12 protein-coding genes are annotated in these 13,409 nt (G+C 70.2%); 7 read left to right on the top strand and 5 right to left on the bottom strand.

Going from position 1 to position 13,409, the window contains the following annotated elements:
* The first annotated feature begins 3 nt into the window (after window positions 1-3).
* The 6 genes from tpiA (at window position 4) to ACHFIV_RS22550 (ending at window position 5,423) form a co-directional block, all read left to right on the top strand.
* Window positions 4-780, top strand: a complete 777-nt coding sequence (gene tpiA, locus ACHFIV_RS22575; RefSeq protein WP_398971956.1) for a triose-phosphate isomerase — start codon at window positions 4-6, stop codon at window positions 778-780.
* Between the two features lie 140 nt (window positions 781-920).
* Window positions 921-1,157 carry a preprotein translocase subunit SecG gene (gene secG / locus ACHFIV_RS22570; RefSeq protein WP_014156893.1) on the top strand — a complete coding sequence of 79 codons (237 nt, stop codon included), beginning with the start codon at window positions 921-923 and terminating at the stop codon, window positions 1,155-1,157.
* Between the two features lie 109 nt (window positions 1,158-1,266).
* On the top strand, window positions 1,267-1,602 hold the full coding sequence (locus tag ACHFIV_RS22565; RefSeq protein ID WP_078598194.1) for an RNA polymerase-binding protein RbpA: 336 nt from the start codon (window positions 1,267-1,269) through the stop codon (window positions 1,600-1,602).
* Between the two features lie 155 nt (window positions 1,603-1,757).
* Window positions 1,758-3,410: a glucose-6-phosphate isomerase gene (gene pgi / locus ACHFIV_RS22560; protein ID WP_398971951.1), complete on the top strand. Its 1,653-nt coding sequence runs from the start codon at window positions 1,758-1,760 to the stop codon at window positions 3,408-3,410.
* Window positions 3,411-3,414: 4 nt separating this feature from the next.
* Window positions 3,415-3,918, top strand: coding sequence for a PH domain-containing protein (locus tag ACHFIV_RS22555; protein ID WP_398971950.1), 504 nt, complete (start codon window positions 3,415-3,417; stop codon window positions 3,916-3,918).
* Complete coding sequence (locus tag ACHFIV_RS22550) at window positions 3,915-5,423, top strand: PH domain-containing protein (RefSeq protein WP_398971947.1); 1,509 nt, start codon at window positions 3,915-3,917, stop codon at window positions 5,421-5,423. Before ACHFIV_RS22555 ends, ACHFIV_RS22550 begins: the two co-directional genes overlap by 4 nt.
* Before the next feature lie 148 nt (window positions 5,424-5,571).
* On the opposite strand, the gene pgl is transcribed toward ACHFIV_RS22550, so the two are convergent.
* Genes pgl through tkt form a run of 5 tightly spaced genes read right to left on the bottom strand, consistent with a single transcriptional unit; the run spans window position 5,572 to window position 12,159 of the window.
* Window positions 5,572-6,354, bottom strand: a complete 783-nt coding sequence (gene pgl, locus ACHFIV_RS22545) for a 6-phosphogluconolactonase (RefSeq protein WP_398971944.1) — start codon at window positions 6,352-6,354, stop codon at window positions 5,572-5,574.
* The gene (gene opcA / locus ACHFIV_RS22540) at window positions 6,351-7,382 is read right to left on the bottom strand and encodes a glucose-6-phosphate dehydrogenase assembly protein OpcA (protein WP_398971942.1); all 1,032 of its coding nucleotides are present in this window, start codon (window positions 7,380-7,382) and stop codon (window positions 6,351-6,353) included. The genes pgl and opcA overlap by 4 nt, the downstream gene beginning before the upstream one ends.
* Window positions 7,379-8,911, bottom strand: a complete 1,533-nt coding sequence (zwf, locus tag ACHFIV_RS22535; protein ID WP_398971940.1) for a glucose-6-phosphate dehydrogenase — start codon at window positions 8,909-8,911, stop codon at window positions 7,379-7,381. Before zwf ends, opcA begins: the two co-directional genes overlap by 4 nt.
* A 5-nt stretch (window positions 8,912-8,916) precedes the next feature.
* A complete protein-coding gene (gene tal, locus ACHFIV_RS22530; RefSeq protein WP_398971937.1) occupies window positions 8,917-10,035 on the bottom strand; it encodes a transaldolase in 1,119 nt (372 codons plus the stop codon).
* Window positions 10,036-10,071: 36 nt separating this feature from the next.
* Entirely contained in the window at window positions 10,072-12,159 is a 2,088-nt protein-coding gene (tkt, locus tag ACHFIV_RS22525; protein ID WP_398971935.1) for a transketolase, read from the bottom strand.
* 286 nt (window positions 12,160-12,445) lie between these two features.
* Between tkt and ACHFIV_RS22520 the strand changes: the two genes are divergently transcribed.
* Window positions 12,446-13,399 (top strand): heme o synthase, encoded by a 954-nt coding sequence (locus tag ACHFIV_RS22520; RefSeq protein WP_398971933.1) that lies wholly within the window; start codon window positions 12,446-12,448, stop codon window positions 13,397-13,399.
* Window positions 13,400-13,409: the final 10 nt, after the last annotated feature.

Below are 13,409 nucleotides of genomic sequence, written 5' to 3'. Positions count from 1 at the left end.
TCAATGACCACCCGCACCCCGCTCATGGCGGGCAACTGGAAGATGAACCTCAACCACCTCGAGGCCATCGCGCACGTCCAGAAGCTCGCCTTCGCCCTGGCCGACAAGGACTACGACGCGGTCGAGGTCGCCGTCCTGCCGCCCTTCACCGACCTGCGCTCCGTACAGACGCTGGTCGACGGCGACAAGCTGAAGATCAAGTACGGCGCCCAGGACATCTCGGCGCAGGACTCCGGCGCGTACACCGGTGAGATCTCCGGCCCCATGCTCGCCAAGCTGAAGTGCACCTTCGTCGCCGTCGGTCACAGCGAGCGCCGCCAGTACCACGGCGAGAACGACGAGATCTGCAACGCCAAGGTGAAGGCCGCGTACAAGCACGGCCTGACCCCGATCCTCTGCGTCGGCGAGGGCCTGGACATCCGCAAGGCGGGTGACCAGGTGTCCTACACGCTGGCGCAGCTCGACGGCGCGCTGAAGGACATCCCGGCCGAGCAGGCCGAGTCCATCGTGATCGCCTACGAGCCGGTCTGGGCCATCGGCACCGGAGAGGTCGCCACCCCCGAGGACGCCCAGGAGGTCTGCGGCGCGATCCGCCGCCGGCTCGCCGAGCTGTACTCGCAGGAGCTGACCGACGCCGTCCGCATCCAGTACGGCGGCTCGGTGAAGTCCGGCAACGTCGCGGCCATCATGGCGCAGCCCGACGTGGACGGCGCCCTGATCGGTGGTGCCGCGCTCGACGCCGACGAGTTCGTCAAGATCGTCCGCTTCCGCGACCAGTAGGATCGTCCGCTTCCGCGAACCGGTGAGTAGGCGGTAGCGCGGATCCGTCGTACCCTTGCGGGGGCCGAGGGGGGTGTACCCTCCGGGCCCCCGCTGTTCGTACATGCAGTCCTAGGAATTCCGGAAAGTAGGGACCAGCCGTGGTTTTGGCGTTCGAGATCGCCCTGATCGTCTTCAGCCTGCTGCTGATGCTGCTGGTGCTGATGCACAAGGGGAAGGGCGGCGGTCTTTCCGACATGTTCGGTGGCGGAATGCAGTCCTCCGTGGGTGGCTCGTCTGTCGCCGAGCGGAACCTCGACCGCATCACCGTCGTGGTCGGACTTGCCTGGTTCGCGTGCATCGTCGTCCTGGCTCTGCTCATCAAGCTGGACAGCTGACCCGTCGTCCGCGAATCCCGGTGAGGGTGTAACTCCTTTCACTGGACGCGCGTTGGGCCTTACGTAGACTGGGGCATCTTCGAGCACCATCACGCAGGGAGTTACGACCGTGGCAAGTGGCAACGCGATCCGGGGAAGCCGGGTCGGAGCGGGGCCGATGGGGGAGGCCGAGCGAGGCGAGTCCGCGCCCCGCCTCCGCATCTCCTTCTGGTGCTCGAACGGGCACGAGACGCAGCCGAGCTTCGCCCATGACGCGCAGGTACCGGAGACCTGGGACTGCCCGCGCTGCGGCTTCCCGGCCGGACAGGACCGGGACAGTCCGCCGGCCCCCCCGCGCACCGAGCCGTACAAGACGCACCTGGCGTACGTGCGTGAGCGGCGCAGCGACGCCGACGGCGAAGCCATCCTCGCCGAAGCCCTAGCGAAACTCCGCGGCGAGATCTAGAAGTCGTTCACCGGCCGGTCACCCCCTGGGTGCCCGGCCGGAATCCGTATGCCGTCCCGTAGCCCGCCGTTGCCCCGCCGCACCCTCCAGATCAATTAGGTTGGAGGGGCAGCGGGGAAGGTTGCAGGTACGAGAAGAAGTGGGCGATTTCCGGGATGAACGCACAAGGCCGAACCAAGCTCAGCCAGACGCCCGAGTGGGCGGCCCTCGGCAAGCACCGTGAGGAGTTCGGCGACACCCATCTGCGCCGGCTGTTCGCGGACGCGCCGGACCGCGGGGCCGCATACACCCTCAGGGTCGGCGACCTCCACATCGACTACTCCAAGAACCTGGTGACCGGCGAGACGCTCCGTCTGCTGCGGGACCTCGCCGACACCACGGGAGTGGCCCGGCTGCGGGACGCGATGTTCCGCGGCGAGAAGATCAACACCACCGAGGACCGCGCCGTCCTGCACACCGCGCTGCGCGCCCCGCGCGACGCCGTGATCGAGGTCGACGGTGAGAACGTGGTGCCGGCCGTGCACGCCGTCCTCGACCGGATGGCCGCCTTCTCCGACCGGGTCAGGGCAGGGGAGTGGACCGGTCACACCGGCAAGCCGGTCAAGAACATCGTCAACATCGGCATCGGCGGCTCCGACCTCGGGCCGGCGATGGCCTACGAGGTACTGCGCTCCTTCACGGACCGCTCGCTCACCGTCCGCTTCGTGTCGAACGTCGACGGTGCCGACCTCCACGAGGCCGTCCGTGACCTCGACCCGGCCGAGACGCTGTTCATCGTGGCGTCCAAGACCTTCACCACGATCGAGACCATCACCAACGCCACCTCCGCCCGCGACTGGCTCCTCACGGGGCTGAAGGCCGGTCAGGAGGCTGTGGCCAAGCACTTCGTGGCGCTGTCGACCAACGCGGACAAGGTCACGGACTTCGGCATCGACACGGCCAACATGTTCGAGTTCTGGGACTGGGTCGGCGGCCGTTACTCCTACGACTCGGCGATCGGCCTCTCGCTGATGATCGCCATCGGCCCGGAGCGCTTCCGCGAGATGCTCGACGGCTTCCACCTCGTCGACGAGCACTTCCGCACCGCTCCCGCGGAGGAGAACGCCCCGCTTCTGCTGGGCCTCCTGGGCGTCTGGTACGGCCAGTTCTTCGACGCGCAGTCCCACGCGGTCCTGCCCTACAGCCACTACCTGTCCAAGTTCACCGCGTACCTGCAGCAGCTGGACATGGAGTCGAACGGCAAGTCCGTGGACCGTGACGGCGATCCGGTCGAATGGCAGACCGGACCGGTCGTCTGGGGCACACCGGGGACCAACGGGCAGCACGCCTACTACCAGCTCATCCATCAGGGCACGAAGGTCATCCCGGCCGACTTCATCGGCTTCGCCTCCCCGGTCCAGGACCTGCTGCCCGGACTGATCGGCCAGCACGACCTGCTGATGGCCAACTTCTTCGCCCAGACCCAGGCCCTCGCCTTCGGCAAGACGCCCGACGAGGTGCGTGCCGAAGGCGTCGCGGAGGAACTGGTGCCGCACAAGACGTTCCGGGGCAACCACCCGACCACCACGATCCTCGCCGAGCGGCTGACCCCCTCGGTACTCGGCCAGCTGATCGCGCTGTACGAGCACAAGGTCTTCGTCCAGGGTGCCGTCTGGAACATCGACTCCTTCGACCAGTGGGGCGTCGAACTGGGCAAGGTGCTCGCCAAGAAGATCGAACCGGTCCTGACCGAGGGCACCGGCGGCGAACAGCTGGACAGCTCCACCGCGGCGCTCGTCTCGACGTACCGCTCGCTGCGGGGGCGCTGAGCCCATGACGGAGGGGGAGGGGACTATACGGCTCAGGCCGCCGCGCAACAGACTGGATCCCCGGGCCGTCGGCTGGTGGCGTACCCAGTGGGTGCTGCTGACGGCGGCGCCGGTGGCGGTGCTCGGCCTCCTGGGCGCGCTCGTCGCTCCGGCGAGGTTCTGGCTGCTGACGCCCGCCGCGGTCCTCGCGGTCGCCGGCCTGCTGTGCGCGGTCCTCTTCCCCCTCTGGTGGTTCCGCACCCACCGCTGGGAGGTCACCGACGAGGCGGTCTACGTGAGCACGGGGGTCCTCCTGCGGGAGTGGCGGATCGCGCCGATGTCCCGCATCCAGACGGTGGACACCGTGCGCGGGCCACTGGAGCAGCTCTTCGGACTGGCCACGGTCACCGTCACCACGGCGTCGGCCAAGGGCGCCGTCCGGATCGAGGGGCTGGCGCACGAGGCGGCCGCCGGACTCGCCGAGCGGCTGACCCGCATCACCCAGGACACACCGGGGGACGCCACGTGAGCACGGCCGCCGGTCACGGCTCCGACTGGCGGCGGCTCCACCCCCGCACGGTCCTGGTCAGCGCGCTCGTCATGGCGGGGGTCGCGGCGGGCGCCGCGGTGCCGGTCACGGTCGCCCTGTCCGGCCGCCTCGGGTACGCGGCGGCCATCGGCTGGGTGCTGGCCGGAGCGGCCCTGCTGACCGGCTGCGGGGCCGGCGCCGACTACGTGCGGTGGCGGCGCACCCGCTACCGGGTGGGCGCCGAGCGCGTGGATCTGCACACCGGCCTCCTCCTGGTGAAGCGCCGTTCGCTGGCGCGCGAGCGGATCCGCAGCGTCGATCTGACGGCCCACCCGCTCCTGCGGATCCTGGGGCTGGTCTCCGTCCGCATCGGCACCGGGGAGCAGACCGGCGGTGACTCCACGCTGGAGCTCGACCCCCTCTCGCGCGCCGAGGGCGAGCGGTTGCGCCGTGACCTCCTCGACCGCGCCGTCCCCGGGGCCGCCGGAACGCACAGCGACGGCGTGGTGGCCTCACTGGACCTCCGCTGGATCCGCTACGCGCCCGTTTCCTTCGTGGCGCCCATGCTCGGCGGCGCGGCCGTCGGCGGGGTGCTGCAGATCAGCGAATGGGTGGGTGCGCAGGGTGAGGTGATCGACTGGGTCGCCGACCGCTTCCGGGACACCCCGCTGGTCTGGGCCGTCGCCGTCCTCGTGGTGGCGGCGCTGGCCGCCGGTGTCGTCGGAGCACTCGGGCTGTGGGCCGAGATGTGGTGGAACTACCGGCTGGAGCGTGAACCCGGCGGCACCCTGCGGGTGACACGCGGACTACTGACCTCGCGTTCCCTGTCCGTCGAGGAGCGGCGGCTGCGCGGGGTGGACCTGGTGGAGCCGCTGGGCGTACGGCTGGCGGGCGCCGCCAGGGTGGACGCGATCACCACGGGGCTGGCCAAGGACGAGGAGTCGCGGGCCGCCGACCACAACACCCTGCTGCCGGCGGCGCCCCGCGCGCTGGCCGGCACGATCGCCGCCGGGGTCCTGCGCGAGCCGTCCTCCCCGACCGGTGCCCCGCTCACCGCCCATCCCCCCGCCGCCCGCGGGCGGCGCCTGCGCCGCGCCCTGGCCGTGGCGCTGGCACCGGTAGTGGTCCAGGCGCTCCTCGGCGTCCTGGTGACGCCCGTACTGCTGTGGACCGCCCTCGCCTGCGCGGTGGTGGCCGTGCCCGCCGCCGCGCTCCTGGCCCTCGATGCCTACCGGTCACTGGGCCACGCCCTCAGCGGCGGCTACCTGGTGACCCGCTCCGGCAGTGTCCGGCGTTCCACCGCGGCCCTGCAGCGGTCAGGAGTGATCGGCTGGACGGTGAAGCAGTCCTGGTTCCAGCGCCGGGCGGGCCTGTTGAGCGTCACCGCCACGACGGCGGCGGGAGGAGGCGCCTACACGGCGCACGACACCGACGCGTCCGAAGGCCTCGCCTTCGCCGCCGAAGCCGTTCCGGGGCTGCTCGAGCCCTTCCTGGAGCGCGGCTGAGCGGACGGGCCGCCCGGGATCTCGGCGGGTGGCCCGTCGGCCGGGGCGCGGGGCGAGCAGCGCGTCTCGCCGCCGGCCACGTGGCCCGGACGCGGAGAGGCCCGGCCCCGCTCCACGGAGCGGGACCGGGCCTCCCGGGGTTGTTCCGCTACGCCGACGCCGGCGGATACAGGGCGCGCGGCAGCTTCGAGGCCGCCGCGGCGTCCAGCAGCCACAGCGTGCGGCTGCGGCCCTGGGCTCCCGCCGCCGGTGCCTGGATCTCCCCGGCCCCGGACAGCGCGATCGCCGCCGCCTCCGCCTTGTCCTCACCCGCGGCCAGCAGCCACACCTCACGCGCCGCCCGGATGGCGGGCAGGGTGAGCGAGACACGGGTGGGCGGCGGTTTGGGGGCGCCGTGCACGCCGACGACGGTGCGCTCGGTCTCCCGCACCGCGGGCAGCTCGGGGAAGAGCGACGCGACGTGCGTGTCCGGGCCGACGCCCAGCATCAGTACGTCGAACGTCGGCACGGACCCGTGGTCCTCAGGGCCCGCCGCTGCGGCGAGTTCCGCCGCGTACCCCGCGGCCGCCGCGTCGGCGTCGCCACCGTACGGTCCGTCGGACGCGGGCATCGCGTGGACCCGGGAGGGGTCCAGCGCCACCTTGTCCAGCAGGGCCTCGCGCGCCTGCGTGACGTTGCGCTCGGGATCCCCCTCGGGGAGGAACCGCTCGTCGCCCCACCACAGATCGAGCCGCGACCAGTCGATCGCGTCCCGTGCGGGCGAGGCGCCGAGCGCCGCCAGCAGACCGTTGCCGTTGCGCCCGCCGGTGAGGACCACCGAGGCGGAACCGCGAGCGGCCTGGGCGTCCACGATCTTCGTGATCAGCCTGGCCGCCGCGGCCTGGGCCATCAGCTCCTTGTCGCGGTGCACGACGAGCTGCGGGACACTCACTTCGACGCCGCCTTCCTGGCCGCCGTCTTCTTCGCGGCCGGGGCGGCGGAACCCGCCGGGTCCTGCCGCTTCTGCCCCGCGCCCACCGACGACGGCTCGGTCGGCCCGCCGAGGCGCTCCACGCCGAACTTCACCGTGGCCTCGTAGACGTTGTCCGGGTCGAGACGGCGCAGCTCCTCCGCGAGGAGCTCGGCGGTCTCCCGCCGCTTCAGCGCGACCGCGCGGTCCGGCTGGCCGGCCATGCAGAGCGTCGCGAGGGAGCCGTCGGGCCGGTCGAGGACGATCACGCCGTTCTTGGTCTCCAGCCGCACGGCCGTCAGACCGGGGCCCCCGGAGAGCGTGCGCTCCACCGGGACGCCGAGCCGGTCGGCCAGCCACATGGCCAGCAGCTCGCAGCTCGGGTTGTCGGACTCACCCTCGACCGTCGCCGAGACGACCTGGGCGGGCTGCTGGTCGAGCGCCGCCGCCAGCATCGAACGCCACGGCGTGATGCGCGTCCAGGCCAGGTCGGTGTCCCCGGGCCGGTACGTCGCCGCGCGCACCGACAGCTCGTCGAGCGGGTGCTCGGCGGAGTAGGTGTCGGTGATACGGCGCTGGGCGAGCGCGCCCAGCGGGTCCTTGGCCGGGTCCGCCGGAGCGTCCTCGGGCCACCACACGACGACCGGGGCGTCCGGCAGCAGCAGCGGCAGGACGACCGACTGGGCGTGGTTGGCCAGCTCGCCGTGCAGACGCAGGACGACCGTCTCGCCCGAGCCGGCGTCGGAACCGACCCGGATCTCGGCGTCGAGACGGGCGTCGCGGCGCGCACGCGGCGAACGGCTGACCCTCTTGATCACCACGATGATCCGCGAGGGGTGCTCGCGCGAGGAGTCGTTCGCCGCCTTGAGCGCGTCGTAGGCGTTCTCCTCGTCCGTGACGATGACGAGCGTGAGCACCATGCCGACGGCCGGCGAGCCGATGGACCGGCGGGCCGAGATGAGGGCCTGGTTGATCTTGCTGGACGTGGTTTCCGTGAGATCGATCTTCATGGCCGGCGCCAGCTCCGTCCGTCGCGTGCGAGCATGTCGTCGGCCTCGGCCGGACCCCAGGTGCCGGCCGCGTACCGGGCGGGCTTGCCGTGCTTGTCCCAGTACGCCTCGATCGGGTCGAGGATGTTCCAGGAGAGCTCGACCTCCTGGTGGCGCGGGAAGAGGTTGGCGTCGCCGAGCAGGACATCGAGGATGAGCCGTTCGTACGCCTCCGGGCTGGACTCCGTGAAGGACTCGCCGTAGGCGAAGTCCATCGTGACGTCCCGCACCTCCATGGAGGTGCCGGGCACCTTGGAGCCGAACCGGACCGTGACCCCCTCGTCCGGCTGCACCCGGATGACCAGGGCGTTGCCGCCGAGCTCCTCCGTCGCACCGGACTCGAAGGGCAGATACGGGGCGCGCTTGAAGACGACCGCGATCTCCGTGACCCGGCGGCCGAGGCGCTTGCCGGTGCGGAGGTAGAACGGCACCCCGGCCCAGCGCCGGTTGTTGATCGTCAGCTTGATCGCCGCGTAGGTGTCGGTCTTCGACTTGGGGTCGATGCCGTCTTCCTCGAGGTAGCCGGGCACCTCCTGACCACCCTGCCACGCGTGCGTGTACTGCCCGCGCACCGTGTGCTTGCCCAGGTCCTCCGGCAGCTCCACCGCCGTGAGGACCTTCAGCTTCTCCGCGACCAGGGCCTTCGGGTGGAAGGAGCCGGGCTCCTCCATCGCCGTCAGCGCGAGCAGCTGGAGCAGGTGGTTCTGGATGACGTCACGGGCGGCGCCGATGCCGTCGTAGTAACCGGCCCGGCCGCCGATGCCGATGTCCTCGGCCATCGTGATCTGGACGTGGTCGACGTACGACCTGTTCCAGATCGGCTCCCACATCGTGTTGGCGAAGCGCAGCGCCAGGATGTTCTGGACCGTCTCCTTGCCGAGGTAGTGGTCGATCCGGAAGACCTCGTTCGGCGGGAAGACGTCGTGCACGAGCTGGTTCAGCTCCTGCGCGCTCCCCAGGTCGTGACCGAACGGCTTCTCGATGACGGCCCGCCGCCAGCTGCCTTCCTTCTGGTCGGCCAGCCCGTGCTTCTTGAGCTGCTGGACGACCTTGGGGAAGAACTTCGGCGGCACCGACAGGTAGAAGGCGAAGTTGCCGCCCGTGCCCTGCGCCTTGTCGAGTTCCTCGATCGTGGACTTGAGCGTCTCGAAGGCCGCGTCGTCGTCGAAGTTGCCCTGGACGAAGCGCATGCCCTGGCTGAGCTGCTGCCAGACCTCTTCGCGGAACGGGGTGCGGGAATGCTCTTTGACGGCGTCGTGGACGACCTGGGCGAAGTCCTCGTCCTCCCAGTCGCGGCGGGCGAAGCCGATGAGCGAGAAGCCCGGTGGCAGCAGGCCGCGGTTGGCCAGGTCGTAGACGGCGGGCATCAGCTTTTTACGGGACAAATCGCCCGTGACGCCAAAGATCACCAGGCCCGACGGCCCCGCGATACGCGGGAGCCGTCGGTCCTGGGCGTCACGGAGCGGGTTGGCTCCGGGAACACCAGACAAGGTGGTCAGCCCTCCGAAGGAGCGAGGCGCTTGAGCTCGGCCTCGGTCGAGTTGAGCAGGTCGTTCCAGGCGGACTCGAACTTCTCGACGCCCTCGTCCTCGAGGAGCTGGACGACGTCGTCGTAGCTGACCCCGAGCCTCTTGATCGCGTCGAGGTCGGCGCGCGCCTGGTCGTAGCCACCGGCGACGGTGTTGCCGGTGATGTCGCCGTGGTCCGCCACGGCCTCCAGCGTCGCCTCCGGCATGGTGTTGACCGTGTTCGGGGCGACGAGGTCGTCGACGTACAGGGTGTCCTTGAGGGACGGGTCCTTGACGCCGGTGGAGGCCCAGAGCGGACGCTGCTTGTTCGCGTGCGCCTTGTCGAGGGCGGCCCAGCGGTCGCCCGCGAAGACCTCCTCGTACGCCTCGTAGGCCAGACGCGCGTTGGCCAGGGCCGACTTGCCCTTCGCGGCCTTGGCCTCGTCGGTGCCGACCGCGTCCAGCCGCTTGTCGATCTCGGTGTCCACACGCGACACGAAGAACGACGCCACGGAGTGGATCTTGGAGAGGTCCAGGCCCGCGGACTTCGCCTTCTCCAGGCCCGCCAGGTAGGCGTCCATGACCTCGCGGTAGCGCTCCAGCGAGAAGATCAGGGTCACGTTGACACTGATGCCCCGCCCGATGGTCTCGGTGATGGCCGGCAGGCCGGCCTTCGTCGCCGGGATCTTGATGAGCGTGTTCGGCCGGTCCACGAGCCACGCCAGCTGCTTGGCCTCGGCGACCGTGGCCAGCGTGTTGTGGGCCAGTCGCGGGTCGACCTCGATGGAGACCCGGCCGTCCTGGCCGTCCGTCGCGTCGAAGACCGGACGCAGGATGTCGGCGGCGTCACGGACGTCCGCCGTCGTGATCATGCGGATGGCTTCCTCGACGGTGACCTTGCGGGCGGCCAGGTCGGTGAGCTGCTGCTCGTAGCCGTCACCCGAGGAGATGGCCTTCTGGAAGATCGACGGGTTGGTCGTGACGCCCACGACGTGGCTCTGGTCGATCAGCTCGGCCAGGTTGCCGGACGTGATCCGCTTACGGGACAGGTCGTCCAGCCAGATCGCCACGCCCTCGTCGGAGAGGCGCTTGAGTGCGTCTGTCATGAGAAATGCATCTCCTACTAGTCGTGTATAGCCGCGTCAGCGCGCAGCGGAGGCGAGAGATTCCCGGGCGGCTTCCGCCACGTGCGCGGCGGTGAAGCCGAACTCGCGGAAGAGGACCTTGGCGTCGGCGGACGCGCCGAAGTGCTCCAGCGAGACGATGCGGCCCGCGTCGCCCACGTACCGGTGCCAGGTCAGGCCGATGCCCGCCTCGACGGCGACCCGGGCCCGTACGGACGGCGGCAGCACGCTGTCCTTGTACGCCTGGTCCTGCTCCTCGAACCACTCGACACACGGCATCGAGACCACACGGGTCGGCACACCGGCCGCCTGGAGCTCGTCGCGGGCCTCGACGGCCAGCTGGACCTCGGAGCCCGTGGCGATCAGAACGGCCTGCGCCTCGCCGCCCTCGGCGTCGAAGAGCACGTAACCGCCCTTGGCGGCGTTCTCGTTCGCCGCGTAGGTGGGCAGCCCCTGCCGGGACAGCGCCAGACCGTGCGGGGCGCTTTTGCCGAAGTCCTTCTTGCCGCGCTTGAGGATCTCGCGCCAGGCGATGGCGGTCTCGTTGGCGTCGGCCGGGCGGACGACGTTCAGACCCGGGATGGCACGCAGCGAGGCCAGGTGCTCGACCGGCTGGTGGGTCGGACCGTCCTCGCCGAGGCCGATCGAGTCGTGCGTCCACACGTACGTCACCGGCAGGTGCATCAGCGCGGACAGGCGAACCGCGTTGCGCATGTAGTCGGAGAACACCAGGAAGGTGCCGCCGTAGATCCGGGTGTTGCCGTGCAGGGCGATGCCGTTCATGGCCGCGGCCATGGAGTGCTCGCGGATGCCGAAGTGGATCGTCCGGCCGTACGGGTCGGCCTCGGGCAGCGGGTTGCCGGCCGGGAGGAACGACGACGTCTTGTCGATCGTGGTGTTGTTCGAGCCCGCCAGGTCCGCGGAACCGCCCCACAGCTCGGGGATGACCCCGCCGAGCGCCTGCAGGACCTTGCCCGAGGCGGCACGCGTGGCGACCCCGTGGCCCGCCTCGAAGACGGGGAGCTTCTCCTCCCAGCCGGCGGGCAGCTCGCCCGCGGAGATGCGGTCGAAGTCGGCGGCGCGCTCCGGGTTGGCGGTGCGCCAGGCGGCGAAGCCCTTCTCCCACTCGGCCTTGGCCTCGCGGCCGCGGTCCAGCGCCTCACGGGTGTGCGCGATGACCTCGTCGGAGACCTCGAAGGTCTTCTCCGGGTCGAAGCCGAGGACCCGCTTGGTGGCCGCGATCTCGTCGTCGCCGAGCGCCGAGCCGTGCGCGGCCTCGGTGTTCTGGGCGTTCGGGGCGGGCCAGGCGATGATCGAGCGGGCCGCGATGAACGACGGGCGCTCCGTCTCGGCCTTGGCGGCCTGCAGCGCGCGGTAGAGGCCTTCGGGGTCCAGGTCGCCGCTGGGCAGCTGGTCCACGCGCTGGACGTGCCAGCCGTAGGACTCGTAGCGCTTCAGCGTGTCCTCGGAGACCGCGGTCTCCGTGTCGCCCTCGATGGAGATGTGGTTGTCGTCCCACAGCAGCACCAGGTTGCCGAGCTTCTGGTGACCGGCCAGCGAGGACGCCTCGGCGGAGATGCCCTCCTGGAGGCAGCCGTCACCGGCGATGACCCAGACGGTGTGGTCGAACGGGGAGGTGCCGGGGGCCGCCTGCGGGTCGAAGAGGCCGCGCTCGTAGCGTGCGGCCATCGCCATGCCCACGGCGTTCGCGACGCCCTGGCCCAGCGGGCCGGTCGTCGTCTCGACACCCGTGGTGTGGCCGTACTCCGGATGGCCCGGCGTCTTGGAGCCCCAGGTGCGGAAGGCCTTGAGGTCGTCCAGCTCCAGGCCGTACCCGGCGAGGTAGAGCTGGATGTACAGCGTCAGGCTGGAGTGGCCCGCGGACAGTACGAACCGGTCGCGGCCGGTCCAGTCCGCGTCCGCCGGGTCGTGGCGCATCACCTTCTGGAAGAGGGTGTACGCGGCAGGAGCAAGGCTCATCGCCGTACCCGGGTGGCCGTTTCCGACCTTCTGTACGGCGTCCGCTGCGAGGACGCGGACGGTGTCCACGGCCCGCTGGTCCAATTCGGTCCACTGGAGGTCTGTGGTGGTCGGCTTGGTGCTCACCCTGAGTCAGGGCTCCTCTCCACTGTTCGTAAACCGGTGACTGGTTACCGCACCGGGCATTGTCGAGCCTACCCCCGTCGGAAGGCCGTACTTCTGCCCTTTCCACAGTGCGGGCGACCTGCGGAGTTCGCCTCCCGTATGAGCGCTCCCGTTCACTTCTGCGCCACCCCAACACGACCCCACCCCCGCGAAGAGCGGCGTATGCCCAACGTCTACAGTGGTCTGGTTCGCGCAAGTCTTTACCGGGCCTTCCTGCCCGGAGCTTGCTGGGATTTCTCTGTCAGGGGTGTGCGTGACGGCCGTCGAGTCCCGACCCGCAGGGGTCGCCTTGACTCCGAGCCCAGGGGGCCATCGCCCGTTCGGGGCCCGCATCAAGGCATTCGTGGCTCTTACCAAGCCGCGCATCATCGAGCTGCTTCTGATCACCACCGTTCCGGTGATGTTCCTCGCCGCTCAGGGCGTGCCCGATCTTTGGCTCGTAGTTACCACCACCATCGGCGGATATCTCTCCGCGGGCGGTGCCAATGCGCTCAACATGTATATCGACCGTGACATCGACGCGCTGATGGACCGCACGTCGCAGCGTCCGCTGGTCACCGGCATGGTGAGCCCACGGGAGTGCCTTGCCTTCGGAATCGCCCTCGGGGTGATTTCCACGGTCTGGTTCGGCCTGCTCGTCAACTGGCTGTCCGCCGCTCTCGCGCTCGGCGCACTTCTGTTCTATGTCGTCGTCTACACGATGCTGCTCAAGCGCCGCACCTCGCAGAACATCGTCTGGGGCGGAATCGCCGGCTGCATGCCGGTGCTCATCGGCTGGTCCGCCGTGACCGATTCGATGAGCTGGGCCGCGGTCATCCTTTTCGCCGTCATCTTCTTCTGGACGCCGCCGCACTACTGGCCGCTGTCGATGAAGGTCAAGGAGGACTACGCCCGGGTCGGAGTCCCCATGCTCCCGGTCGTCGCCTCCAACCGGGTGGTGGCCCGCCAGATCGTCCTCTACAGCTGGGTGATGGTCGGCGTCTCGCTGCTGCTCACCCCTCTGGGCTACACCGGGTGGTTCTACACCCTCGTGGCCTTGCTGACCGGGGGCTTCTGGCTCTGGGAGGCGCACGGCCTGCAGAACCGGGCCAAGTCCGGCGTCACGGGCGCGAAGCTGAAGGAGATGCGGCTGTTCCACTGGTCCATCACCTACGTCTCGCTCCTCTTCGTCGCCGTCGCGGTGGACCCCTTCCTGAGGTAGTCCCGCACGC

This window comes from Streptomyces sp. ALB3 (genome assembly GCF_044385685.1).
Classification (GTDB): domain Bacteria; phylum Actinomycetota; class Actinomycetes; order Streptomycetales; family Streptomycetaceae; genus Streptomyces.
The sequence above is the reverse complement of the archived record's forward strand: the minus strand, read 5'-3'. Positions and strand labels throughout refer to the sequence as shown.

What these genes read in the sequence shown, in the direction of transcription:
- tpiA (WP_398971956.1), top strand. Translation starts at nt 4, where the DNA reads ATGACCACCCGCACCCCGCTCATGGCGGGCAACTGGAAGATGAACCTC.
- opcA (WP_398971942.1), bottom strand. Translation starts at nt 7,382, where the DNA reads ATGAAGATCGATCTCACGGAAACCACGTCCAGCAAGATCAACCAGGCC.
- ACHFIV_RS22555 (WP_398971950.1), top strand. Translation starts at nt 3,415, where the DNA reads ATGACGGAGGGGGAGGGGACTATACGGCTCAGGCCGCCGCGCAACAGA.
- pgi (WP_398971951.1), top strand. Translation starts at nt 1,758, where the DNA reads ATGAACGCACAAGGCCGAACCAAGCTCAGCCAGACGCCCGAGTGGGCG.
- tal (WP_398971937.1), bottom strand. Translation starts at nt 10,035, where the DNA reads ATGACAGACGCACTCAAGCGCCTCTCCGACGAGGGCGTGGCGATCTGG.